Annotated in this window: 23 protein-coding genes; 15 read left to right on the forward strand and 8 right to left on the reverse strand. The window is 66.0% G+C overall.

The features are described from left to right. Positions 1-180: 180 nt before the first annotated feature. A complete protein-coding gene (locus tag Q1U94_RS08940; RefSeq protein ID WP_300543538.1) occupies positions 181-858 on the forward strand; it encodes a COQ9 family protein in 678 nt (225 codons plus the stop codon). 121 nt (positions 859-979) lie between these two features. Further along, the gene (locus tag Q1U94_RS08945) at positions 980-1636 is read left to right on the forward strand and encodes an alternative oxidase (protein WP_300543540.1); all 657 of its coding nucleotides are present in this window, start codon (positions 980-982) and stop codon (positions 1634-1636) included. On the opposite strand, the gene Q1U94_RS08950 is transcribed toward Q1U94_RS08945, so the two are convergent. Genes Q1U94_RS08950 through purE form a run of 3 tightly spaced genes read right to left on the reverse strand, consistent with a single transcriptional unit; the run spans position 1614 to position 4045 of the window. After that, on the reverse strand, positions 1614-2408 hold the full coding sequence (locus Q1U94_RS08950; RefSeq protein WP_300543542.1) for a metallophosphoesterase: 795 nt from the start codon (positions 2406-2408) through the stop codon (positions 1614-1616). The genes Q1U94_RS08945 and Q1U94_RS08950 overlap by 23 nt on opposite strands. A 38-nt stretch (positions 2409-2446) precedes the next feature. Beyond that, on the reverse strand, positions 2447-3526 hold the full coding sequence (locus Q1U94_RS08955) for a 5-(carboxyamino)imidazole ribonucleotide synthase (RefSeq protein WP_300543544.1): 1080 nt from the start codon (positions 3524-3526) through the stop codon (positions 2447-2449). 6 nt (positions 3527-3532) lie between these two features. Further along, positions 3533-4045: a 5-(carboxyamino)imidazole ribonucleotide mutase gene (gene purE, locus Q1U94_RS08960; RefSeq protein ID WP_300543547.1), complete on the reverse strand. Its 513-nt coding sequence runs from the start codon at positions 4043-4045 to the stop codon at positions 3533-3535. A 159-nt stretch (positions 4046-4204) separates the two neighbouring features. On the opposite strand from purE, the gene Q1U94_RS08965 reads away from it, so the two are divergent. Further along, on the forward strand, positions 4205-4951 hold the full coding sequence (locus Q1U94_RS08965; protein ID WP_300543550.1) for a GGDEF domain-containing protein: 747 nt from the start codon (positions 4205-4207) through the stop codon (positions 4949-4951). Positions 4952-4958: 7 nt separating this feature from the next. On the opposite strand, the gene Q1U94_RS08970 is transcribed toward Q1U94_RS08965, so the two are convergent. After that, the gene (locus tag Q1U94_RS08970; protein ID WP_300543552.1) at positions 4959-5171 is read right to left on the reverse strand and encodes a DUF465 domain-containing protein; all 213 of its coding nucleotides are present in this window, start codon (positions 5169-5171) and stop codon (positions 4959-4961) included. 242 nt (positions 5172-5413) lie between these two features. On the opposite strand from Q1U94_RS08970, the gene Q1U94_RS08975 reads away from it, so the two are divergent. Next, positions 5414-6823, forward strand: coding sequence for an amidohydrolase family protein (locus tag Q1U94_RS08975; RefSeq protein ID WP_300543554.1), 1410 nt, complete (start codon positions 5414-5416; stop codon positions 6821-6823). Positions 6824-6826: 3 nt separating this feature from the next. Here the strand turns inward: Q1U94_RS08975 and Q1U94_RS08980 are convergent, their stop codons facing one another. Further along, complete coding sequence (locus Q1U94_RS08980; protein WP_300543557.1) at positions 6827-7414, reverse strand: UbiX family flavin prenyltransferase; 588 nt, start codon at positions 7412-7414, stop codon at positions 6827-6829. 86 nt (positions 7415-7500) lie between these two features. Here Q1U94_RS08980 and Q1U94_RS08985 point away from each other — a divergent pair, with 86 nt between their 5' ends. The 3 genes from Q1U94_RS08985 to Q1U94_RS08995 all read left to right on the forward strand — a co-directional run bounded on the left by Q1U94_RS08985 (position 7501) and on the right by Q1U94_RS08995 (position 9523). Next, a complete protein-coding gene (locus Q1U94_RS08985) occupies positions 7501-7689 on the forward strand; it encodes a DUF465 domain-containing protein (protein WP_300543560.1) in 189 nt (62 codons plus the stop codon). A gap of 89 nt (positions 7690-7778) precedes the next feature. Beyond that, positions 7779-8630 carry a tetratricopeptide repeat protein gene (locus tag Q1U94_RS08990; RefSeq protein WP_300543562.1) on the forward strand — a complete coding sequence of 284 codons (852 nt, stop codon included), beginning with the start codon at positions 7779-7781 and terminating at the stop codon, positions 8628-8630. 98 nt (positions 8631-8728) lie between these two features. Beyond that, positions 8729-9523, forward strand: coding sequence for an SDR family NAD(P)-dependent oxidoreductase (locus Q1U94_RS08995; protein WP_300543564.1), 795 nt, complete (start codon positions 8729-8731; stop codon positions 9521-9523). On the opposite strand, the gene ppa is transcribed toward Q1U94_RS08995, so the two are convergent. The 3 genes from ppa to Q1U94_RS09010 form a co-directional block, all read right to left on the reverse strand. Next, positions 9520-10053: an inorganic diphosphatase gene (gene ppa, locus Q1U94_RS09000; RefSeq protein WP_300543568.1), complete on the reverse strand. Its 534-nt coding sequence runs from the start codon at positions 10051-10053 to the stop codon at positions 9520-9522. The genes Q1U94_RS08995 and ppa overlap by 4 nt on opposite strands. Before the next feature lie 89 nt (positions 10054-10142). Beyond that, the gene (gltB, locus tag Q1U94_RS09005; RefSeq protein WP_300543570.1) at positions 10143-14678 is read right to left on the reverse strand and encodes a glutamate synthase large subunit; all 4536 of its coding nucleotides are present in this window, start codon (positions 14676-14678) and stop codon (positions 10143-10145) included. Continuing rightward, a complete protein-coding gene (locus Q1U94_RS09010; RefSeq protein ID WP_366917279.1) occupies positions 14675-16102 on the reverse strand; it encodes an NAD(P)-dependent oxidoreductase in 1428 nt (475 codons plus the stop codon). The genes gltB and Q1U94_RS09010 overlap by 4 nt, the downstream gene beginning before the upstream one ends. Before the next feature lie 429 nt (positions 16103-16531). On the opposite strand from Q1U94_RS09010, the gene moaA reads away from it, so the two are divergent. From moaA to Q1U94_RS09050, 8 genes are all read left to right on the forward strand, one after another. Continuing rightward, positions 16532-17548 (forward strand): GTP 3',8-cyclase MoaA, encoded by a 1017-nt coding sequence (gene moaA, locus Q1U94_RS09015; protein WP_300543574.1) that lies wholly within the window; start codon positions 16532-16534, stop codon positions 17546-17548. A gap of 4 nt (positions 17549-17552) precedes the next feature. Further along, the gene (locus Q1U94_RS09020) at positions 17553-17804 is read left to right on the forward strand and encodes a MoaD/ThiS family protein (RefSeq protein WP_300543576.1); all 252 of its coding nucleotides are present in this window, start codon (positions 17553-17555) and stop codon (positions 17802-17804) included. Between the two features lies 1 nt (position 17805). Continuing rightward, entirely contained in the window at positions 17806-18279 is a 474-nt protein-coding gene (locus Q1U94_RS09025) for a molybdenum cofactor biosynthesis protein MoaE (RefSeq protein WP_300543579.1), read from the forward strand. Beyond that, positions 18279-18800: a molybdenum cofactor biosynthesis protein B gene (gene moaB, locus Q1U94_RS09030; protein WP_300543581.1), complete on the forward strand. Its 522-nt coding sequence runs from the start codon at positions 18279-18281 to the stop codon at positions 18798-18800. The genes Q1U94_RS09025 and moaB overlap by 1 nt, the downstream gene beginning before the upstream one ends. Continuing rightward, the gene (gene moaC, locus Q1U94_RS09035) at positions 18797-19282 is read left to right on the forward strand and encodes a cyclic pyranopterin monophosphate synthase MoaC (protein ID WP_300543584.1); all 486 of its coding nucleotides are present in this window, start codon (positions 18797-18799) and stop codon (positions 19280-19282) included. Before moaB ends, moaC begins: the two co-directional genes overlap by 4 nt. Continuing rightward, entirely contained in the window at positions 19279-20463 is a 1185-nt protein-coding gene (gene glp, locus Q1U94_RS09040; RefSeq protein ID WP_300543586.1) for a gephyrin-like molybdotransferase Glp, read from the forward strand. The genes moaC and glp overlap by 4 nt, the downstream gene beginning before the upstream one ends. Before the next feature lie 235 nt (positions 20464-20698). Further along, positions 20699-23191: a zinc-dependent metalloprotease gene (locus Q1U94_RS09045; protein WP_300543587.1), complete on the forward strand. Its 2493-nt coding sequence runs from the start codon at positions 20699-20701 to the stop codon at positions 23189-23191. Then, positions 23188-24234, forward strand: coding sequence for a hypothetical protein (locus tag Q1U94_RS09050; RefSeq protein ID WP_300543589.1), 1047 nt, complete (start codon positions 23188-23190; stop codon positions 24232-24234). Before Q1U94_RS09045 ends, Q1U94_RS09050 begins: the two co-directional genes overlap by 4 nt. Positions 24235-24246: the final 12 nt, after the last annotated feature.

The raw sequence follows: 24246 nt of genomic DNA on the forward strand, positions 1-24246 counted from the left end.
CATTATTGTCGCGCACAACGATCTGTACGATGGCTCTCTCTCCATTATCTGGACGCAAGGACCATCCTCACGCCGCTAGTTCGCCAGAGGCGCGGCTACTACCAGAGCTGCGACGCCGTGTCCACTCTGTCAGCGCACACGTGTGGTGACGTCCAGACGCGTCTGGTTTAGAGATACGGCATGACCGATGCCGCCTTTGATACCCGCTCGCACAAGTCTAGCACACGCGAAGCCCTGCTGCAGCCCATGCTCGCGCATGCTGCCTTCGATGGCTGGACCGCGGCGACGTTCGAGGCCGCCCGCAGGGAGGCCGGTATCGGTGCGGGTGAGGCAGAACTGGCCTGTCCGCGCAAGGAGCTGGACATGCTGGCGCACTGGTCGCGCCAGCTGGACGCGGCGGTGCTCGACGCGGTGAAGGCCGGCGACCTGTCGCAGATGAAGATTCGCGACCGCGTAAGGTTCGGCGTCATGGCGCGGCTGACGGCCATCGGCGAGCATGAGGAGGCGGCCCGCCGGGCCCGCGCACGGCTGATGCTACCCGATGCCGGCGCCGAGGGTGCCCAATTGCTCTGGGTCACAGCCGACACGATCTGGCGTGCCATCGGCGACACCTCGACCGACGTCAATTTCTACACCAAGCGGACCATCCTTGCGGGCGTCTACGGCACCACCCTCGCGACCTGGCTTGGCGAGACCGACGCTGCAAAGCCCGAAGCCCGGGCCTTTCTCGACCGGCGTATCCAGAACGTCATGGATTTCGAGAAGACCAAGGCGCAATTGCAAAGGATGACGGCCGACATGCCGGACATGGCGGGTTTCCTGGGCAAGCTGCGCTACGGGCCGGGGCCGCGTGCCTGACCGGACATAATCCCCTTCCCCGATTGCGAGATATTCCGCCGCGCGGTCATTCGCCACCGTGCACGGAACCCATTGCCTCCGATATAGGTTGGATCAACAGAGCCCAGCCCAGGAGGCCCCCATGCACACGGGCACCATCGACCTCGACGTTCACCACCAGCCCCGGGGACTGCGCGACCGCATCGCTTTCGGCTTCGTGAAGTTTCTGCGCTTCTTCGCGGACACCTTCTTTGCCAGGCGCTACGGCCATCGCGCGGTCGTACTGGAAACCGTCGCCGCCGTGCCGGGCATGGTCGGCGGACTGCTCCAGCATCTCAAGGCGATCCGCCGCATCCGCGACGATAAGGGCTGGATCCGCACGCTACTGGACGAGGCCGAGAACGAACGCATGCACCTGATGACCTTCATCGAGGTGGCCAAACCGTCCCTGTTCGAACGCCTCGTCATCATGATCACCCAGGCGATTTTCTATAACGCCTACTTCTTTCTCTACCTGTTCTCGCCGCGCACCGCCCACCGGGTTGTCGGCTATTTCGAGGAAGAGGCCGTGATCAGCTATACCCAGTATCTCGCAGAGATCGACGCCGGCCGGCACGAAAACGGGCCCGCGCCCGATATCGCGATCCGCTACTGGAACCTGCCCGCCAATGCCCGCCTGCGCGACGTTGTCATTGCCGTGCGGGCCGACGAGGCCTGCCATCGCGACGTCAATCACGGCTTTGCCGATGCGCTGGCCGGGCATGACCGCGCCGCGGTCAGCCCCAGCGCGGGGAGCTGAACCAGGTCTGCTCGGCGGGCACTTGCACAATCTCGCGTTCCGGCCAGCGCATGGCCGTGAGTTGGCCGCCGAACACGCACCCCGTATCGACGCACACGACATTGTTGCGCTCGCGGATCTCCGGTTCGGCGACATGGCCGTGCACGACCGTCGCTTCGCCCGAATACCGGCGGGCCCAATCGCGGCGCACAGGCAAGCCGTGCCGGTCGCGCTCGCCTGTTACTTCTCCGTACATGGCAAAGGCCCGAACGCGGGAACTCTCTTCCCCGTGCATGTCGGCGTGCACGCCGGCATGCGCCACCACCAGCGCGCCCCGGTCGAGAACGAGATGGCTGGGCAGGGCATCGATGAAGCGCGCGACCTCGCCATGAAACGCGTCGGGCTCGTTTTCGAACTGCTCGATCGTGGTCTGGATACCGTGCGAGATCGCCACCTTGCGCCCGGCCAGCCAGCGGCGGAACTTGTCGTCGTGATTGCCGACCACGCAATAGCCGCGCCCCGATCCGACCAGATGCATGGCCAGACGCATCACATCCGGCGTGCGCGGACCGCGATCCACCAGATCGCCCAAGAGTACCGGCTTGCGGCCTTCGGGATGTTCGATCTCATAGTCGCGGCGGCCCGCCGGCCCGTCCATGTCCAGCCGGTAGCCCAATTGCTGCAGCAGGGTCTCCAATTCCCCGGCGCAGCCGTGCACGTCCCCGATCAGGTCGAACGGGCCGGTATCGCCATGAAAAGCGTCCGGAGCGGGAGGAGGCGCGCGCAGGATCATGCCCCCAATATGGGCCGTGTCGCGAACATCTCTAACCCCTATAGCGGGGAAAGCCGGTTCACGTGCCCCATTTTGCGGCCGGCGCGTACCGCGCGCTTGCCGTAAAGGTGCAGCCGCGCCGCAGGGTCGCCGGCGATCTGCTCCCAGTTCAGCGCATCCTTGCCGATGAGATTGGTCATCACACAGGCCGAGTGCGGCGAAGGATCACCCAGCGGCCAGCCGGCAACGGCGCGCATATGCTGTTCGAATTGCCCGCAACCGCAGGCGTCCATGGTCCAGTGACCGGTATTGTGGACACGCGGAGCGATCTCGTTGACGACCAGCCCGTCGGGGCCGAGGTCGAACAGTTCGACCGCGAAGACCCCGACATGACCCAGACCGCCGCCGATCGCCCGGGCGATCTCCAGCGCCCGCGCCTGCGTGGCCGCATCGACGCCGGGCGCCGGCGCCGTCGTCCGCTCGAGAATCCCGTCGCCATGGACGTTCTCGGACAGCGGCCAGGCCTTCACCTCTCCATCCACGGACCGTGCCGCCACGACCGACAGCTCTCGCCGGAAGTCCGCCGCGCCTTCCAGAATGGCCGGTTTCCCGCCTATAGCCGTCCAGGCCGCTCCGGCATCGCCGGTCTGGCGGATCCACGCCTGCCCTTTGCCGTCATAGCCGAAACGCCTGGTCTTCAGCACGGCGGGCAGGCCGATCCGGGCAATCGCGGCGCCAAGATCATCCCGGTCGGTGACGTCTGCGAAGGGCACGGTGGCCACGCCCGCCTGGTTGATGAAACGCTTCTCGGTAAGCCGGTCCTGGGTGAGCTCCAGCGAGCGCGCACCAGGCCGCACCTGCGAGACGCGGGCCGCCACGGCCACGGTATCAAGGGGAACGTTCTCGAACTCGTAGGTCACCGCATCGCAGCGCGCCGCAAAGGCCTCGACCGCTCCGGCGTCGTCCCAGGGCGCGCAGTAGGCACGGGCCGCAACGCGGGAGGCCGGGCAGTCGGGCTCCGGTTCGAAGACGTGCACGTCAAATCCGAGCGCCGCGCCCGCGGTCGCGAGCATGCGGCCCAGCTGGCCGCCGCCGAGAATGCCGATGGTGGAACCGGGAGCCAGCGGGCCGTCGCTCATGGCGGATCAGTCCTCGACCGTGACCGGTACGCTGTCGCTCTGGGCCTGGCGCCAATGCGCCAGGCGTCCCGCGATCCCGTCATCCGACAGGGACAGGATCGAGGCCGCCAGAAGACCGGCATTCTTCGCCCCGGCATCGCCGATCGCCAGCGTGCCCACGGGAACACCGCCAGGCATCTGCACGATCGAAAGGAGGCTGTCCTGACCGCTTAACGCCTTGGACTTCACCGGCACCCCCAGCACGGGAAGCGTCGTCATCGCGGCCACCATGCCCGGCAGGTGTGCCGCACCCCCGGCCCCGGCGATGATCACCTTGATACCGCGGTCACGGGCAGCCTTTGAGAACGTCACAAGCCGGTCTGGTGTCCGGTGCGCGGACACGACCTGCGTTTCATAGCCGATACCGAGTTCGCGCAGGATGTTGGCCGCCTTTTTCATGGTCGGCCAATCCGAGCGCGAACCCATGATGATGGCGACATCGGCGGAGACTTCAGAGGATTGCGGCGACAATTCGCTCATGACGCTTCCTGCGCGGAGGAAAGGAAGCGCGGGACCTTAACTCCAGCGTTCAGAACGTCAAGATCGCCCAGTCAGGCAAGGCGCTTCTTTTGCGGCTTGAGGGTTTCTTAACCACACTTGTTCAGCCTGAGCCTGAACAGATTCGAACAGGATCGACGCATGCGCATCGGCCCCTTGAATACCGGCGGCAATGTCGCCCGCACCGGCAAGAGCGACGGTGCCAGGAAGACCGGCTCCACGAGTGCGGCTGGGGACACGGCCGCGCCGCGCGACGCCGCTTCCATCATGGGCGTGCCGGAAGCCGAGCTGACCCCCAATGTCCAGCGCGCCCTGCTGTCCCTGATGGGCGAGGTCGACCAGCTGCGCAAGGAGACCGAGCGCCTGCGCGGCCGGGTTCGCGAACTGGAATCCCTGGCCGATCACGATGCGCTTCTGCCGGTGCTCAACCGGCGTGCCTTTCTGCGCGAAGTGTCCAAGGCACTGGCGCTGGCGGAACGCCACAATGCGCCCTCGGCCCTGGTCTATCTCGATCTCAACGGGTTCAAGACGATCAACGACACGCACGGCCATGCCGCCGGTGATGCCGCCCTGCACCATGTCGCCGGCCTTCTGACCGCGCATATCCGCGAGACCGACGCCGTCGGCCGGCTGGGCGGTGACGAATTCGGCGTGGTCCTGACGCTGACCGGGCGGGACGGGGCCGAGGCCAAGGCACAGGAACTGGTCGAGATCATCGAGACCACGCCTTTCACCCATAAGGACGAGTCTCTGACCGTGGGCGCCGCCTGGGGCTGTCAGCCGCTGACGGCAGGCCACAAGGCCGAGGAAGCCATGGCCCAGGCCGACGCAGCCATGTACGCCCGCAAGCAGGCCCAGAAGACCGCAACCACACGCAAACAGGCCTGATCCGCACTCAGGCGATGATGTCGGGCGTTATCTGGTCCTCGACGCGCGCGATCTCGTCCTTCAGTTTGAGCTTTTCCTTTTTGAGGCGGGCCAGTTTTAGCTGGTCGACGACGCCATTTTCCGTCAGGGCGTCGACTTCGTGATTGAGCGCATCGTGCTGAGCGCGCAGAGCGGTGAGTTTTTCGCGGAGTGCCTGCTGGTCGGTGGAATCGCCGTCCATTCCTGAGCCGTCTCTTTCTTGTCGGACAATGTACCGGTTTGCCGTGTGCCGGGACGAGCGGACATGCAGGATCGTCGCGGTCCCCCTCTGTCGGCGCCGGCATGTTAGCGGCATTCACACCGCAGATAAATGCGCAATGGTCGCTGCAGACGCGAAAGCGCGGCTGCAGCTGGGTTTCCGGCTTGCCACGCAAGTTACATCTGTAACATAGTGGTTACGAAAATAGCACAAAGAGACTGTTCATGTTCACTCGGTTCATGCCCGCCATCCTGCTTGCACTTGCAGTCCCGGCCGCCTTCGCATCTCAGCCGCCGCAGATGCTGAGCGAGTCGGTGACACGGCATATTCGCGTCGACGCCCGGCAGCTGGCCCTGACCGGGATACAGGTGATCGACGGGTCGGGCGGACCGGCGCAGACCGACCAGACAGTTCTCATCGAGAACGGCCGGATTCTCGCCGTAGGGGCGGACGGAGCGCTGGCCATACCGGAGGGTTTCGAACGCCTCGATATGGATGGCCACACGGTGATCCCGGGCTTTGTGGGCCTGCACAATCACCTCCACCATCCCGGCGTGCCGGTCAGCCACCACGCCGCTCCCCATCTCTACCTGGCCGGAGGCGTGACGACCCTCTTCTCGGCCGGCAGCGCGGCGCCGCTGGCCGAGTTGAACATGGCCGGGGCTGTTTCGCGCGGGCTCGGCCCGGGTCCCGACATGCGGATTGCCGCGCCTTATGTTACCGGACCCGGCGGCAACTGGGTGATGCCCCGGCCGGAAACGCCCGGTGACGCCCGGGCATTCGTCGACTACTGGGCATCGGCCGGTGTCGCCGGTTTCAAACTCTACCGCCATGTCACACCCGCGATCGCAGCAGCCGTGATCGAGCACGCCCACACCCACGGCCTGGCGGTCACCGGTCATCTGTGCTCACTGACTTTCCAGGAAGCCGCGGAAATGGGGATCGACCGCATCGAGCACGGATTCCTGTCCATGTCCGACCTGGTGGCGGACAAGGCCCGCGGCGAATGCCCGTCCACCCTGTCCTCGCTGGAGACCGCCGAGATGGACGGCCCCGAAATCGCGGCCATTGTCGAAAGTCTTGTCGCCCGCGACGTCACGCTGACCTCGACCCTGGCCATTATCGAGTCCCACTTCGCACACCGTCCCCAGGGCGATCCGCGCGCGATCGAGATGCTGTCCGCCGATGCCCGAGCGGCTTACGACGCACGCCAGACCGCCCTGCGCGCGCGTCGCGACACAACCCGCTTCACGCCGGAATTGTTCAATCGCGTTCTTTCCTTCGAACGCGGTTTCGTGGCCGCGGGAGGCCGGCTGGTCGCCGGACCGGACAATGGCCGGCACGTCGTCCCCGGCTACGGCGATCAGCGCAATCTGGAACTGCTTGTCGAGGCGGGGTTTCCGGTCGCAGAGGCCGTTCGCATCATGACGCACAACGGTGCCGTCGAGCTGGGCCTCGGTTCGGACCGCGGCCTTGTCCGCGCCGGCTATCGCGCCGACCTCGTCGTCGTGGCGGGGGACCTGGCCGCCGATCCGGCCGTGATCCGCTCGACGGTCTATGTCTTTCGTGACGGGCATGGATACGATCCGGAAAGTCTGGCCGATGCGGCCCGCGGCGATGTCGGCCTGCGCTGAACGCTAACGCCGCCCGCCCTCCAGATCCTCACCCCAGCGGCGTGTGCCGTCCCAGTCCAGGCCGAACAGGTCGAGGGCGCGGCCGACGGACTGGTCGACGAGGTCGTCGATGGTCTCGGGCCTGGCGTAGAAGGCCGGAAGCGGCGGACAGATCACCGCCCCCATCTCGGTCAACGCTTCCATGGTGCGGATATGGCCGAGATGAAACGGCGTCTCGCGCACCATCAGCACAAGGCGCCGACGCTCCTTGAGCACGACATCAGCGGCGCGCGTGAGCAGGCTGGAGGTCACACCGGTGGCGATTTCCGACATCGTGCGGACCGAACACGGCGCGATCAGCATGCCCCGTGTCACGAAGGATCCCGATGCGATCGCAGCGCCGACATCGGGCATCTTGTAGACTTGGTCGGCCCGCGACCGGAAATCGCGGATAGACAGGCCGGTCTCGTAGCCAAGCGTCATTTCGGCCGCTTTTGACGCCACGAGATGACTCTCGACGTTCAAGGCCTTGAGCGCTTCAAGCGCGCGAATTCCGTAGACGATGCCGGACGCGCCGGACACGCCCACGATCAGCCGGTCGGGCTTTACCATCCCATAACCCCGAAACGTTTCGTGAGTAGACATAGCGTCACAACGTGTTTCAATCGAGGGTCCCACGTCAGTAGAGGAGACGTTCCATGTCCATCGAAGCCCGCATCCGTGAGCTCGACGCCCGTCACACGCGTCTGGATTCTCAGATCGACGATCTCAAGAAGCACTCGTCCGCGGACTCTCTGGAAGTCGCTCGTCTCAAGAAGGAAAAGCTTCGAATCAAGGAACAGATAGAAAGCTTGCGATTGTCGACACACGGCACAATGGCAAGCTGACCGGCCAGTCCGGCAGATTTCATCGGGGCGGCTTTCGGGCCGCCCTTTTCGTAGGCTAGACTTGGGCCAATCGATACCGGAGATACCCGATGCGCGCGATCGCTGTGATCCTGACCGTCGCGGCCCTGACCGCTTCGCCCGCCCTGGCCGACAAGGAACTCACGTCCTGCGCGCAGGGCCGGCTGGCGCTGGAAGCAGGCAATAGCAGCCAGGCCATCGAACACCTTGAAGCCTGTCTGAGCTCCGAGAATCTCACGCCGGACGAAGAGGTCGGCATCTATGCCGGGCTCGGCGCAGCCTTCCTGTCCGAGGAAAGATTCGAAGAGGCGCTCAGCGCCTATAATTTCGCCTTTGCCATTGTCGATACCCAGCGGGCCGAAGTCGTCGAGCCGACCCTGTGGCGCAATCGCGGCATCGCCCGGGCCGAGGTGGGCCAGCTCGACGGTGCCCTGGACGATCTTCGCAGGGCCGCGGGCGAAATGCCCAACGATGTGATGACCCAGCTCACATTGGGCATTGTCTACCAGGACATGGACCGGCCTGCCGACGCAGTGGTCGCCTACGACCACGTCGTCCGCCTCGAGCCGAACTGGATGGGCGCCTGGATCAACCGGTCGAGTGCCCTTCTCGATGCCGGCATGACATCGGCCGCGGTCGAGGATGCCCGCCGCGCCGTGGAACTGGAGCCGGACAATGGCACCACGCTGAACATGTTGTGCTGGACACTGATTCAGGACGGCCGGGCCGCTACTGCCCTTCCCCTTTGCGAACAGGCGGTGGAGCTGGAACCGGAATCGGGCGCCATCGTGCATTCGCACGCCTCGGCGCTGGAGGCTCTCGGCCGGCTCGACGAGGCCATGCCCCTTTACCGCCGCGCCTGGCAATTGGCACCTGACGACCCGGAGATCGCGCAAGACTACGAACGCACGCACAATCCCTGACACCGGCCGCAACGGCCATTGCCAGCGGCGGCTGCCCGTGCAAGGTCTGCACGCCCCGCCGGACGTCCCGGGCCGGGTGCCAGCAGGAGGATCGCATCATGGGAGACCGGGTCGCCATCGTCACGGGCGGTGCCAACGGTATCGGCAAGGCCTGCGCCCGCCGCCTGAGCGAAGACGGCTTCAATGTCGTCATTGCCGACATCGACCAGGACGCCGGCGCCGCCCTGGCCGACGAGCTGGGCGCCGACAAGAACAAGGCGCTGTTTGTCTCCTGCAATGTATCGGACCGCCTGTCGGTCAATAACCTCCTGGCCGAGACACGCTCGGCCTTCGACCGGCTGGACGTCCTGGTCAACAATGCCGGCATCGTCGCCAAGGGCGATATTCTCGACCTGTCCGAAACCGATTTCGACAAGGTGATCGGGGTCAATCTGCGCGGCGCCTTCCTTGTGGCGCGCGAGGCGGCCCGGCAGATGGTGGACCAGATCGACGAGGCCGGGGAACGCGCCGAGGACGTGCGCCGGCGCTATGCCATCATCAACATGTCGTCGGTCAACGGCGTGGTCGCGATTCCGGACCAGCTGGCCTATTGCACGACCAAGGGCGCGATCAACCAGATGACCAAGTCGATGGCCCTGTCGCTGGCGAAATACGGCATCCGCGTCAACGCGATCGCACCGGGCAGCATCAATACCGACGTGCTCAAATCGGTGAACGACAATCCCGAGGCGATGGCCAAGATCATGTCGCGCACGCCGCTGCAGCGTATCGGCGATCCGGACGAGGTGGCCTCGGTGGCGTCCTTCCTCGCGTCCAAGGATGCCAGCTACATCACCGGCACGACTCTCTATGCCGATGGCGGCTGTCTGGCGCTGAACTACACGATGAGCTAGGTGTCGGGACCGGCGCGGTCGATCGATTCCATGATCAGCTGGCGTGCCTTTTCGGCATCGCCCCAACCGATCACCTTGACCCATTTGTTGGGCTCGAGATCCTTGTAGTGCTCGAAGAAGTGCTTGATCCGCATCAGCTGCGGTTGTGCGACGTCGCCGTATTCCTTGATCGCATCGTAGAGCGGGGAGAGTTTGTGGTGCGGCACGGCAAGGATCTTCTCGTCCATGCCGCTCTCGTCCTCCATCATAAGAACGCCGATCGGGCGGGCGCGCACGACACAGCCCGGCACCAGCGTGGTGTGGCCGATGATCATGACATCGATCGGATCGCCGTCTTCCGACAGGGTGTGCGGCATGAAACCGTAATTGCAGGGATAGCTCATCGGCGTGTGCAGATAGCGGTCGACGAAGAGCGTGCCGGCATCCTTATCCATCTCGTACTTGACCGGCTGGCCGCCGACCGGGACTTCGATGATGACGTTGATGTCCTCGGGCGGGTTTTCACCCGCAGCGATTTTGTCGATCCGCATGGCGCGCTCCTTGAGACGAGTCGTGCGCCCTCATACGCCGTTCGGCGCCCGGAACCAATGCCCTTGCTGCACCGCAAAACCGGTTCTGGTCAGGCCGTACGGCTTTCATTGGCCGGTTCGAGCAGACGCGCCCGCTCGCGCTTGACCACCTCCTCGCCGCGCAGATGCACGAAGTCGCCGCGCACGGTGTCCCAGGCCTCCAGCAGGCGCCGCGCCAAGACCGACCCGGTCGCCTCTGCATGCGCCTCGATCAGGGCCACACAACGCCGTTCGGCCTCGCTCTCAAGGTCGAAGGCCAGCACGGTCTCCGGATTAAGCCGGGCATCGAGCCGACGGTCGGGATCGTAGACGAAGGCGTCGCCCCCGGTCATGCCGGCCGCGAAATTATCGCCCACCGCACCCAGGATCACTGCCGCACCGCCGGTCATGTATTCGCAGCCATTGGTGCCGCAGCCTTCCACCACTGTCTCGGCGCCGGAATTGCGCACGGCGAAGCGCTGGCCGGCCCGGCCGGCCGCGAACAGGCGGCCCGACGTGGCGCCATAAAGACAGGTATTGCCGATAATGGCATGGGCCTCGTTGACCGCACTGGAACCGCCATAGGGCCGAACCACCAGCGTCGCTCCCGACAGCCCCTTGCCGACATAGTCATTGGCATCGCCATCGAGCTCGATCCTGAGGCCGCGCGCGGCAAACGCCCCCAGCGACTGGCCGGCCGATCCGCGCAGGCGCAGGGTGAGATGATCCTCGCCCAGACCGTCCGGACCGAACCGGGTGACGATTTCCGAGGACGTCCGCGTGCCCACGGCGCGATCGGTATTCTTCACGCCATAGTCCAGCTGCATCTTCTCACCCCGGTCAAAGGCGGGCGCCGCATCGACGATGATCTGCTCGTCCAGGCTGGGCGTGACCTCATTGCGCTGGGTCCGCGTCGACCGCGCCGGCCGTTCCACCGCATCGGCCCGCGACATGATGGCGGACAGGTCGAGATCGTCCAGCGCCTCGGACCCGCGCGACACCTGGGCGAGCAGGTCGGAGCGTCCGATCACATCCTCCAGCGACGCCGCCCCGAGACCCGACAGGATTTCGCGTACGTCCTGCGCCAGGAAAGTCATCAGATTGACGACATGATCCGGGAAACCGCCGAAACGGGCCCGCAGATCGTCGTCCTGGGTGCACACGCCGACAGGGCAGGTGTTGGAATGGCACTGCCGCACCATCAGACAGCCCAGGGCGATCAGCGAGGCCGTGCCGATGCCGAATTCCTCGGCGCCCAGCATCGCTGCCACGACCACGTCCCGCCCCGTGCGGATACCGCCATCGGCGCGCAGGGTGACGCGTTCGCGCAACCCGTTCAGCGACAACATCTGGTGCGCCTCGGCCAGGCCCAGTTCCAGCGGGCCCCCGGCGAACTTGATCGAAGTCAGGGCAGCCGCCCCCGTGCCGCCGACCGAGCCGGAAATATTGATGATGTCGGCATTGGCCTTGGCCACACCGGCCGCCACGGCACCGACACCGGCCGCCGCAACCAGCTTCACTCCGACGCGGGCGCGCGGATTGATCTGTTTCAGATCGTAGATCAGCTGCGCCAGGTCCTCGATGGAATAGATGTCGTGGTGCGGCGGCGGCGAGATCAGGCTGACACCCGGCGTGGCGTGGCGCATGCGCGCGATAAAGTCGGTGACCTTGAAGCCGGGCAACTGACCGCCTTCGCCGGGCTTGGCACCCTGGGCCACCTTGATCTCGAATTCGCGGCACTGATTGAGATATTCCGCAGTCACGCCGAAGCGGCCCGAGGCAATCTGCTTGACCGCGGAATTCATGTTATCGCCATTGGGCAAGGGCTTGTAGCGCTTGGGATCCTCGCCGCCTTCGCCCGATACCGACTTCGCACCGATCCGGTTCATCGCGACATTGAGCGCGCCATGCGCTTCCGGCGAAAGCGCACCCAGCGACATCCCCGGCGTGACGAAACGCCGGCGGATACCATTGATCGATTCCACCCGGTCGAGACCGATGGCCGGACCGATGGCACGCATATCGATCAGATCGCGCAGCTGGATAGGCCCCTGTCGCTGCACCGCCTCGCGATAGCGGGTCCAGGCTTCAGTATCGTTGTTGCGCACGGCCTCTTGCAGCTCGCTGATCACCCGGGCCGACAGGGCGTGCCGGTCCCCGGATGCCCGCTGGCGGTAGAAGCCGCCGATCGGCAGGCGCGCCTCCGGACCCGACCAGGCCTTGCGGTGCAAATCGAGTGTACGCACTTCCAGGCCCGGCAGGCCGATGCCGGAAATCCGGCTGACCACACCCGGCAGATACGCTTCCACCAGCGCGCGGGAGAGGCCCAGGACCTCGAAATTGCAGCCCCCGCGATAGGAGGACACGATTGAGATCCCCATCTTGGAGAGGATTTTCAGCAGGCCGCCGTCGAGCGCATCCTTCAGGCGCTTGGCCCGGGCACACGCCCAGGCGTCGCCGCCCTTGGTTTCCCGTCCCGCGGTGATCGTGTCGAAGGCGAGATAGGGGTTCACCGTGGTGGCGCCGAGCCCGACGAGAACAGCGGCATAGTGCGAATCGAAACATTCGGCCGAGCGTACGTTGAGCGAGCAGAAATTGCGCAGCCCTTCCCGGGTGAGGGTGGAGTGCACGGCACCGGCGACGAGGATCATCGGCAGGCCGGCGCGGCCCTCATCCTGGCGGTGATCGGTGAGGACGAGATGCGCCGCGCCGTCGCGTACAGCCGCGACGGCCTCGGCGATCACACCGTCCAGCGCCTTGCGCAGGGTCAGGCCGTCGCCCGTGGCGCCCGCGGCGCGGACCAGGCAATCGATCTCCTTGACCGCCCCGCCCATGTGCTCGCGCCAGCGCTCATAGGCCCCGTTGGTCAGGATCGGGCTGTCGAGCACCAGGACGGACGCCCGTTCCTCACCCTGGGCGAGGATATTGCCGAGATTGCGAAACCGGGTCTTCAGACCCATCACCCGGCCTTCGCGCAACGGGTCGATGGGCGGGTTGGTGACCTGGGAAAAATTCTGCCGGAAGAAGTGCGACAGGGGTCGATAGGTCTCGGACAGTACCGCCAGAGGCGCATCGTCGCCCATCGAGCCGACGGCTTCCTTGCCGTCCTCCGCCATGGCGTCGAGGACAAGTTCGATACCTTCGAAGGAAAAGCCCGCCGCGGCCTGGTGGCGCGTGCGTTCCTCAAGTTCGAACATTTGCGGTTCCGCGCCCGGGCCGATGACCGGCTCGATATCCTCCATCTCGCCCAGCCAGCGGGCATAGGGATGCTGCTCGCTCAACTCGTCGAGGATTTCCTGCTCGCGATAGAAGCGGCCTTCCTCGATATCCAGGGCAATCAGGCGGCCCGGCGTGATCTGGCCGCGCTCGACCACCTCGTGCTGGTCGATGGGGGCCATGCCGGTCTCCGACCCGGCCACCAGGATCCCGTCCTCGGTGGTCGCATAGCGCATGGGGCGCAGGCCGTTGCGGTCCATGCCGGCGATCGCCCAGCGGCCGTCGAAGGCCGCAATGGCGGCCGGCCCGTCCCAAGGCTCCATGACGGCATTGCAGTATTCATACATGCGCGCCCAGCCTTCCGGCATCACATCGGCACGCTTGGACCAGGCCTCGGGGATCAGGATGGTCTTGGTCATCGGCGCAGAACGTCCGGCCCGCACCAGGATCTCGAAGGCCTGGTCCAGTGCGGCGCTGTCGGACGCACCTGGCTGGATTACCGGTTTCACATCCGCCTCGTCGCCGGCAAAGGCGGTCTCGGCGATGTGAACCTCATGGCTCTTCATCCAGTTGATATTGCCGCGGATCGTGTTGATCTCGCCGTTGTGCGCCAGCATGCGGAAGGGCTGGGCCAGACGCCATTCCGGGAAGGTGTTGGTGGAATAGCGCTGGTGGAAGATCGCGAAGGGCGACACGAAATCCGGATGCTGGAGATCACGGTAGAAGGCGTCGATATCCTCGGCCCGGAACAACCCCTTGTAGATGATGTCGCGCGAGGACAGCGAGCAGACATAGAGATCGCGCAGATTCTCCTCGCGCGCACGCCGCTCGATGCGGCGGCGAACGATGTAGAGCATGCGCTCCACGCTTTCGATATCGCGGCCCGTGGGGTCGCGGAACAGGACCTGTTCGATCTCCGGCAGGGTGGCCCGGGCCTTGTCGCCCAGCACCGCCGTGTCGACCGGCGGCTGGCGCCAGCCATAGAAGGCAAAACCCTCGCGCAGGATTTCCGCTTCGATAATGGCGCGGGCCCGCTCGCGCGCAGCGAAGTCCGTTCGCGGCAGGAAGACCATGCCGACGATGACATCGCCGCGTTCAGGTTCATGGCCCGTGCGCGCGACGGCGGCCTTGAAGAAGCCCTGCGGCACGCCGACGCGAAGACCGGCCCCGTCGCCGGTCAGCCCGTCGGCATCGACAGCGCCGCGATGCCAGACCGATTTCAGCGCATCGAGCGCCAATTCCACGATCTCGCGGCGGGCACGGCCCTTCATGTCGGCAATCAGGCCGACGCCGCAGGCATCGCGCTCGTCCTCCGGGCGCCACAGGCCCGTACTTTCGAGCAGGGACAAGCCGGCCCGCGTGCGGGCCCCGTTCCAGGTCTGATGGGTCATTCGGCAGCTCCCAGAACCGCAAGGCGATTGTCCAGATAGCATTCGATGGACTGTGCGGCGTCTATCCCGTCGCGGATCGCCCATACCACCAGCGAAGCCCCGCGATGGAGGTCGCCCGCCACGAAGACACCGTCCAGACTGGTCATCTTGGTCGCGCCGTCACCTTCGACCCGGCCATCGCGATGGACCGACAGATCAGGCGCGGAGAAGATTTCCGGCAGATCCTCCGGCGAGAAACCGAGCGCCGAGACCACCATGTCGGCGGCGACATCCCATGTGTTGCCCGGATCGGGTTCCGGCGCCCGGCGGCCGGACGCATCGGGCGCGCCCAGTCGCATGCCCTGGACCCGCACCGCCTCGATGGCGTCACCCTTGGTCAGGATGGCAAGCGGAGAAGACAGCCATTCGAAAACGACACCCTCTTCCTCGGCATGTTTCACCTCGCGTGCCGAACCGGGCATGTTCTCCCGGTCGCGGCGATAAAGACAGGTGACCGACGCCGCGCCCTGGCGCACGGCCGTGCGCACACAGTCCATCGCCGTATCGCCGCCGCCAATCACCACGACGCGTTTGCCCCTGGCCGACAGGGTCTCGTCACCGGCAGGCGCATCGCCCAGATCGTTGCGGTTGGAACGGGTGAGATAATCCAGAGCCGGGATGACACCATTGCCCGCGCCCGGGCAGGTCAGCTGGCGCGCCGCATACACGCCTGTCGCCAGCAGCACCGCATGATGCTGATTGCGCAGCTCTTCCAGCGTGGCGTCGTGCCCCACTTCGAATTCGAGCCGGAACTCGACCCCGCCCTCGACCAGCCGGTCGAGCCGGCGCTGAACGACGCTCTTGTCCAGCTTGAACCCCGGAATACCGTACATCAAAAGCCCGCCGGCCCGGTCCGAACGTTCATAGACCGTGACCTCATAGCCAGCCTCGCGCAGGCGCTCGGCCGCAGCCAGGCCCGCAGGGCCCGAACCGACAATGCCCACACTCGCACCGCGCGGCTTACCGGGTTTGAGGGGGGAGACCCAGCCCTCATTCCAGGCCGTATCCGTTATGTACTGCTCCACGGCACCTATGGTGACGGCGCCATGACCGGACTTTTCCACCACGCAGCTGCCTTCGCAGAGCCGGTCCTGCGGGCAGATACGGCCACAGATTTCCGGCATGGTGGAGGTGGCGGACGAGGTCTCGTAGGCTTCGCGCAAACGCCCCTCGCCGGCCAGCATCAGCCAGTCGGGAATATTGTTCTGCAGCGGGCAACCGGTCTGGCAGAAGGGAATGCCGCATTGCGAGCACCGCGCAGCCTGATCCTTCGCCTTCGCAGGGTCGAACGGCCGGTAGATCTCGCGGAAATCCTTGGCTCGTTCGCCCTCCGGGCGCTTTTCGGGATAGGCTTGATCGATGTCCACAAATCTCAGCAATCGGATCCCCTTTTTCGGTCGCAAGTTCGCCACTGCAGCACAGACTTCGCTGTCGCACAAGACAGGCGCCTCGCGGCGATTTGGCACTTTTTACCCGAAATGCCGTTTCCTGAGAATGCTTTTGCCATTAGCTCCCGCAACTGCAATTCATTGCGCACAAATTTCTCCACACAGCCGGTGCGCGCATTGCGGCGCAGCAGAAGATTCCGGATCGAATGAGCGATATGGTCGGACAATTGACGATGAATTCAGGACTCACCCGGCAGACCTCCGCCGAATTGCACCGGGAACGGAACGTCGTCCCGTGTCCATACGGCCGATCAACAGTGCGTAACCCTGCCGGACGGCGGTCGCGCACCGGCCCGCACCGGGCTAGGCTTGTTCGCGGACGGTCGTGAACCCACGTCTGGCCTGCCTGCAATCGAGGAAGTGACATTGGACGGCACCGCGCCTCTGACAACCGCGCCTTCGCTGATCGACCGTTTCGGACGGCCGATCACATATCTGCGCCTGTCGGTGACGGATCGCTGTGACCTTCGCTGCGTCTACTGCATGGCCGCCCGGCCGAACTTCCTGCCCAGGTCCGGACTGCTGACGCTGGAGGAGTTGACAGCGATCGGCGAACGCTTCATCGCCCGCGGCGTTCGCAAGATCCGCATCACCGGCGGCGAACCCCTGGTCAGGCGCGACGTGACCACGCTGATCGGCAATCTGGGCCGCCATGTCGGCGCATCGCTGGACGAGCTCACGCTGACGACCAATGCCACCCGGCTCGCCCTGCACGCCGAACGCCTGGTTTCCGCGGGCGTGAAGCGGGTCAATGTTTCCCTGGATACGCGCGACCCGGCCCGCTTCGGCCGCCTCACGCGAGGCGGCGATCTGTCGCGCACACTGGCCGGGATCGAGGCCGGCCGACGGGCCGGTTTGCAGATCAAGATCAACACGGTGGCCCTGAAGGGCGAGAATGAGAACGAGATTCCCGACCTTGTCGCCTGGGCGCACGGACAGGGTTTCGACATGACCCTGATCGAGGTCATGCCGGTCGGGGATGTCGGCGAGGACCGCGCCGACCAGTTCCTGCCGCTCACAACAGTCCGTGAGGTGCTGGAAAGCCGCTGGAGCCTGACGGACATTCCCGATCGCACCGGCGGCCCGGCCCGCTATGTCCGTATAGCCGAAACCGGCGGCCGGCTGGGTTTCATCACGCCGTTGACCGGGAATTTCTGTGCCGGCTGCAACCGGGTCCGCCTGACCTGCACCGGCCAGCTCTACACCTGCCTTGGTCATGACGGCGCCCTGGACCTGCGTTCGGCCTATCGCGACGGCGGGATTGCGGCAATCGACGCAAGGCTGGACGAGGCCATGGCGATCAAGCCGGAACGGCATGATTTCGACGTCAGCCGGGGGGCGGGTCCGGCCGTGAACCGCCACATGGCGCAGACCGGAGGCTGAGGCGATGAAACTGACAGTGCGCTATGTCGCCGCGCTGCGCGACAGGATGGGCCGGGCCGAGGCCGATCTCGACCTGCCGGAAGGCATTGCTGACAGCGAGGCGCTGATCGGGCATCTGCGAGCCGCCGAACCTGCAGCCGAAGCCCTGTCGCATCCTTCGGTACGGCTGATCCTGAACGATGCCATCGTGCCGCGCCCTGCGCCCCTGTCGGACGGTGATACACTGGCCTTTTGCCCACCCTTCACGGGAGGCTGAGATGGCCGATATCACCATTGAAATCCTGCATGAAAGCCTGGATCCGGCTGCCGAGACCGGCGCGCTGGCCGGACGCGATGCGAGCGCGGGCGGACTGGCCACTTTCGTCGGTCAGGTGCGCGACGAGCCGGGGCTGAAGGCGCTGGAACTGGAATACTATCCCGGCGTCACCAAACAGGCGCTCCAGCGTATCGCCCAAACCGCCGCGCGGCGGTGGATGATCGCCCGGGCCGTCATCAAGCACCGGGTCGGACGTATGACGCTGGGCGAGCCCATCGTCTTCGTCGCCGCCGCAGCAGCGCACCGGCGCGAGGCGCTGGACGCAGTCGGCTACATGATCGACATGCTCAAGACCGAGGCGCCCTTCTGGAAGCGCGTGCACACAGACACGGGCGCGCACTGGGTCGAGGCGGTGGACGCCGATCGCGACGCCGCCGATTTCTGGATGGAGGAAATCGCCAGTGAGGATGCGTGATGGGTGCTGAAACAAGGTCCCTGGGCTTTGCCGTCATGACCGTGTCGGACAGCCGCGACGAAACCACCGACAAGACCGGCCCCTGGCTGCGCGAGCGCATCGCCGAGGCCCGGCACCATGTTGTCGATCATGCCCTGGTCACCGACGAAGTCGCTGCCATCCGGACGCGCTGCGAAACCTGGATTGCCGATGACCGCATCGCCGCCATCATCACGACGGGCGGGACGGGCCTGACCGGCCGCGATGTCACACCGGAAGCCGTACGCCCGCTCTTCGACAAGGAGATCGACGGATTTTCCGCCGTTTTCCACATGGTCAGTTTCAAATCGGTGGGCGTTTCCACACTGCAGTCGCGCGCGCTGGCCGGCATTGCGCGCGGCACCTATATTTTTGCCATTCCCGGTTCGACCGGGGCCGTGAAGGACGCCTGGGACGAGGTGCTGCGTCATGAATTCGATCCGGCACACCGCCCCTGCAACCTGGTTGAACTGATGCCCCGCCTGACGGAAACCAAGGCATGAGCGCCCTGACCCACCAGGACGAGGACGGCCGGGTTCGCATGGTCGATGTCGGCGACAAGGCGGTCACCCGCCGGAACGCGGTCGCTACAGCGAAAGTGCACATGAATACAGAGGCTTTCGAGGCCGTGCGTGACGGGTCCGGCCCCAAGGGCGACGCCCAGAAGACGGCGGAGCTGGCCGGTATCATGGCCGCCAAACGCACCGCCGACCTGATCCCGCTTTGCCACCCCCTGCCGCTGACCAAAGCGCGTGTCGCCATCGAACCTGCCGGCAAGGGCGTGTTCGAAATCCGGGCCGAAGTGACAACCGACGGCAAGACCGGAGTGGAAATGGAAGCGCTCACGGCCGCCTCGGTAGCCGCGCTCACCCTCTACGACATGGCCAAGGCACTGGATAAGGCGATGCGCATCACCGATGTGCAGCTGGAGGAGAAAAGCGGCGGCCGCTCGGGCGACTACCGGCGACCGGCAGGCGACGCATGATCCCCCTCGACGACGCCCTGGCGCGCATTTCCGCCGCGCTCGATCCGCTGGACAGCGAGACCGTGGCCCTGGCAGATTGCGCCGGACGTGTTCTGGTGAAGGACCTGACCGCCCGGCTTACCCAGCCGCCCTTTGCGGCGTCCGCCATGGATGGCTATGCCGTGCATGCCTCCGATCTCACCGGCGAAACGGTCACGTTGACTCTCGCCGGCGAATCCGCGGCCGGGCATTTGTTCGAACACGCGCTGGAACCGGGCACGGCGATCCGCATCTCCACCGGCGCCGCCCTGCCGCCCGGGGCGAACCAGGTCGTAATCCAGGAGAATGTGACGCTCACCGGCGACACCATTCGCACTTCGCAACCGCCTCGCCCGCTCGCCCATATCCGCCCTACCGGCCAGGATTTTGCGCGCGGTGACGTGCTCCTGCGCCAGGGCAGCCGGATAACGCCGGAAGCGGTCTCGCTGGCGGCGAGTGCGGGCGTGGCAGATGTCAGCGTGTGCCGGCGGCCCCGCATCGGCCTGCTCGCCTCGGGCGACGAACTGGTCGAGCCGGGAAAGACGCCGGGTCCGGGCCAGATCGTCAATTCCATCGCCATCGGCCTCGCAGGCCTTGCCGGACAGTGGGGTGGCGAGACGGCCTATCTCGGCATCGTCCGCGACGATCCGGCCGATATCGGCCGCAAGCTGGACTCGGCGAAAAATCTGGACCTGTTGGTCACGATCGGCGGTGCCTCCGTGGGCGATCACGATCATTTCCGCACCGTCTTCCACGAACGCGGCGGCGCGCTCGACTTCGGGAAGATCGCCGTGAAGCCCGGCAAGCCGACCTGGTTCGGCGCCCTGGACGGCACACCGGTTCTCGGCCTGCCGGGCAATCCGGTCTCCGCCTTCGTGATGGCACGCCTGGTGCTGCGTCATGCGCTCTGCCGCCTGCTCGGACAGCCGCCGGCCACCATATTCGCCCGCGCCCGCCTGGCGGTGCCCTTACCGGAGAACGGCCCGCGCGAAACCTATTTGCGCGCGACGCGCAATCCGCAAACCGGCGATGTCGCGCCGGTCGCCCGCCAGGATTCCTCGGTGATGTCGGCGCTTGTCGAAGCCGATGTGCTGATCCGGCGGCCAGCGAATGCGCCCGCAGTCGAGGCAGGCGAACGCGTGGTTACGGTCGTGCTGGATTGAGAGTGTCAGACTGACGCGTTCACGCGGTCACCCGGCCGAGTGAAGGCAGACCACCGGTCGAGACTACGCGGCAGGTACACACACCGGTGCATCCGCCTGCTGCGATAAAGCGCCCAGGCGTCGCCCGGCCGGGGAAATGCGCCTGCACGAAGCGACCCTGCCACCAAACCGGTTCCCTCCCGCCCTGCAAATGTTCTAGCCTGCGCCAACCGGGGGTTCAGGAGAGGTCATCCGCATGAATACGAAGAGGCTTTGGCGCGCCGCAGGCGGTGCGATCGCCGTTCTGCTGACCGGCGGAATCGCCGCAGCGCAGACCTGGGAGGACAGCATTGCAGGGCTGGAACGCCGCGACGGGTTCGTGCCACTGCAGATCGATGCCGAGGACGGTCGGGTTCTCGCAGAGCTGACGCAGCAGGCCGACGGGTCTCTGGGCCGGATGATCTATACCGCACGGCTGACGTCCGGCCTCGGTTCCAACCCGGTCGGCCTCGATCGCGGCCTGGGCACACGTTCACAGATCCTGCGCTTCTTCCGGGTCAATGACCGCGTCTTCGCCGAATTCGAGAATACCGGCTACCGCGCAATCGGGGCGGATGAGGACGAGGCGCGTGCCACACGCCAGTCCTTCGCCCGGTCGGTGATCTGGAGCACCGGCATCGTCGCGGAGACAGACGGCCGGGTCCTCATCGACCTGTCCGGCTTCCTGACCCGCGATCCGGTCGGCACGGCATCCCAATTGTCCGACACCGACCAGGGCTCCTTCACGGTGGATCCAGATCGCAGCGCTCCGCTGACAGATGCCGCGCTGTCCTTTCCGCAGAATGTCGAAATCGACGCCCTTCTGACCCTGCAGTCCGGCGATCCCGGTTCCGAGGTGCAAGCCGTGGCGGCCGATCCGCGTTCGGTAACACTGACCGTGCACCATTCCTTCGTCGCCCTGCCCGAACCGGGCTATGAAATCCGCGAGGCGGACGACCGCTCGGGTGCGATCACCATGGATTTCTACGACATGGCGGCCCCGCTCGACGCTCCCGTGCGCCGCGCCTACGCCATCCGGCACCGGCTGGAGCGGGTCGATCCGGCCGCGCAAAGCGGCCCGGTCGTCGAGCCCATCGTGTATTATCTCGACCGCGGCACACCGCCCCTGATCCGCGACGCGCTGATCGAAGGAGCGAACTGGTGGGCCCAGGCTTTCGAGGCGGCCGGCTATGAAAACGCGTTCCGGGTCGAACTTCTGCCCGAAGGCGCACATCCGCTGGACGTGCGTTACAATATTATCCAGTGGGTCCACCGCCAGACCCGCGGCTGGTCCTACGGTGCCTCGGTGATCGATCCGCGTACCGGCGAGATCATCAAGGGACACGTGATCCTGGGCAGCCAGCGTGTGCGTCAGGACCGGATGATCTTCGAAGGCCTGCTGGGCACGTCCGGCACCGGTACCGGTGCAGCGGACGATCCGCTGGAGCTGGCGCTGGCGCGCATCCGCCAGCTCTCGGCTCACGAGGTCGGGCACACGATCGGCCTGGCCCACAATTTTGCCGCCAGCATTTCCGACCGCGCCTCGGTGATGGACTATCCCGCTCCGCTGGTCACCCTGGCCGCCGATGGCGGTATCGATGTTTCCCGCGCCTACGACACGGATATCGGGGAATGGGACAGCGTGGCCATCCGCTGGCTCTATGGCGAATACGGCGAGGGAGAAGACGAAGCGGACGCCCTCGACGCCATTCTGGCCGAAGCCCGAAGGAACGGGCTCGTCTACATCACCGACAGGCATGCCCGGGGCAATGACAGCGCCCATCCGCTGGCCAACCTGTGGGACAATGGATCCGATCCGGTCGCCATGCTGAACGAGACGATGGCCGTGCGCCGCACCGCCCTCGACGGTTTCGGACCGCGCGTACTGGCGCGAGGCGAGCCGCTGAGTGCGCTGCGCGACGTGTTTTCGCCGATCTATCTCTATCACCGCTACCAGGTGGAGGCAGCGGCCAAGACCATCGGTGGCATCGTTTTCAACTATGAACTCAATACCGGCTCGCCGTCCGGTCTCGCCCCGGTGGCACCGGCCGATCAGCGCCGGGCCCTCGACGCCCTGCTCGCCACGCTCGACCCGGCTGCCCTCGATATTGCCGACAACACGCTGGCGCTGATGGCCCCCTCGCCCTTCGCCGACTATGACGCGGCCGCGACGCGCGAGCTGTTCCGCTCTCCCGCCTATCCGGCGTTCAGCCGCACGGCCGCCGCAGGCGCGGCTGCGCGGATCACCCTGGAAGCGACCCTGTCGCCGGGGCGATTAGCCCGCCTGGCCGACCAGTCGGCCCGAGACAGCGAACAGGTTTCGCCGGAGGAGGTTTTCGACCTGTTCGAACGCCATGTCTTCGATGCCCCGCGAGGCGAGGCGCACCGCCTGCGCCCTGTCCGCCAGGCCGTGCAGGCTGAGTATGCCGCGCAGCTGCTCGATCTCGTCGCCGGAGCTTCGCCCACCGTATCGGGTCTGGCCCGACAGCGCCTGGAACGCCTGGCGGCCCAAACCCCGTCGCGGCGCGACACCGGACCCGATGCCGCCCACCGCCTCTGGCTCTCCCGCGCCATTGACGCCGGGCTGGACCGGATCGACCGCGGCGAGACACCCGAACTGACCGATACGCCCATTCCGCCGGGCAGCCCGATCGGAGCCGACAGCTGCTGGCATTGTGACAGCGCTACGCTTCTGGGACTGCAGCGGTGAAGCCGCTTGCCGGCCTGGCTGCGGCGGCGCTGGCCCTGTCGGCCTGTTCCGGTCCGGCCGATCCGCTGGCGGGCATTGTGCTGAGGCAGCAGGACAGCGGCGTTGCCGCAAGCCTGCGCGGTCTGGCCGTCGTGGATGCACAGACCGCCTGGATCGGCGCGCCGGACGGTCAGGTTTTGCGCACCGTGGATGGTGGCGAACACTGGACAGTGTCGCGGATTCCCGGTGCGGAAGGACTGGATCTGCGCTCGGTGCATGCCTTTTCCGCCGCGCATGCCCTGTTCTTCACCGCCGGCCAGCCCGCCCGGCTTTACGTCACGCATGACGGTGGCGCGCAATTCGACCTGGTCTGGGAAGACCCTTCGGGCGAGGCCTTTTTCGACACGCTGGAATTCTGGAATGACCGGATCGGCCTGGCCTTTTCCGATCCGGTGGACGGCGCCTTTATGGTCCTCATGAGCGAAGATGGCGGGGCTAGTTGGCAGCGGGTTCGCGGCCTGCCCGACCCGCTGGGCGGCGAGGCCGGCTTTGCCGCGTCGGATACTTCGGTCGCGCTGGCGCCCGATGGATGCGCCTTCATCGGTACCGGCGGGGCCGCAACCGCCCGCATCCTGCGCAGTTGCGATGGAGGCACAGCCTGGCACGCGTTCGAAACGCCGTTGGCCAGTGGTTCGCCCGGCGCCGGCATCTTCTCGCTCGCGTGGACGGGTGAACGCCTGATTGCCGCCGGCGGCGACTATCAGAATCCGGACGCCAGGACGGGCACGCTGGCCTGGTCGGACGATGGCGGGCAGAGCTGGCAATCCGCGCTGGAACCGCCGGGCGGTTACCGCTCCGCCGTTGCTGTCCTGCCGACCGATCCGCCGGCCCTGATTGCCACCGGTCCGACGGGTACCGACATTTCACGCAATGGCGGGGAGATCTGGATTGCCTGGGAAGCCTTGCCGGGCCATCACGCCATCCGGTTCGCACCGGACGGCCATGCAGGCTGGGCGGTGGGGTCCGGGGGACGGATCACACGGATCGAGATCGCGGACGATTAGACAGAATTGTCC

Source organism: Maricaulis sp. (assembly GCF_030149515.1).
Lineage (GTDB): Bacteria > Pseudomonadota > Alphaproteobacteria > Caulobacterales > Maricaulaceae > Maricaulis.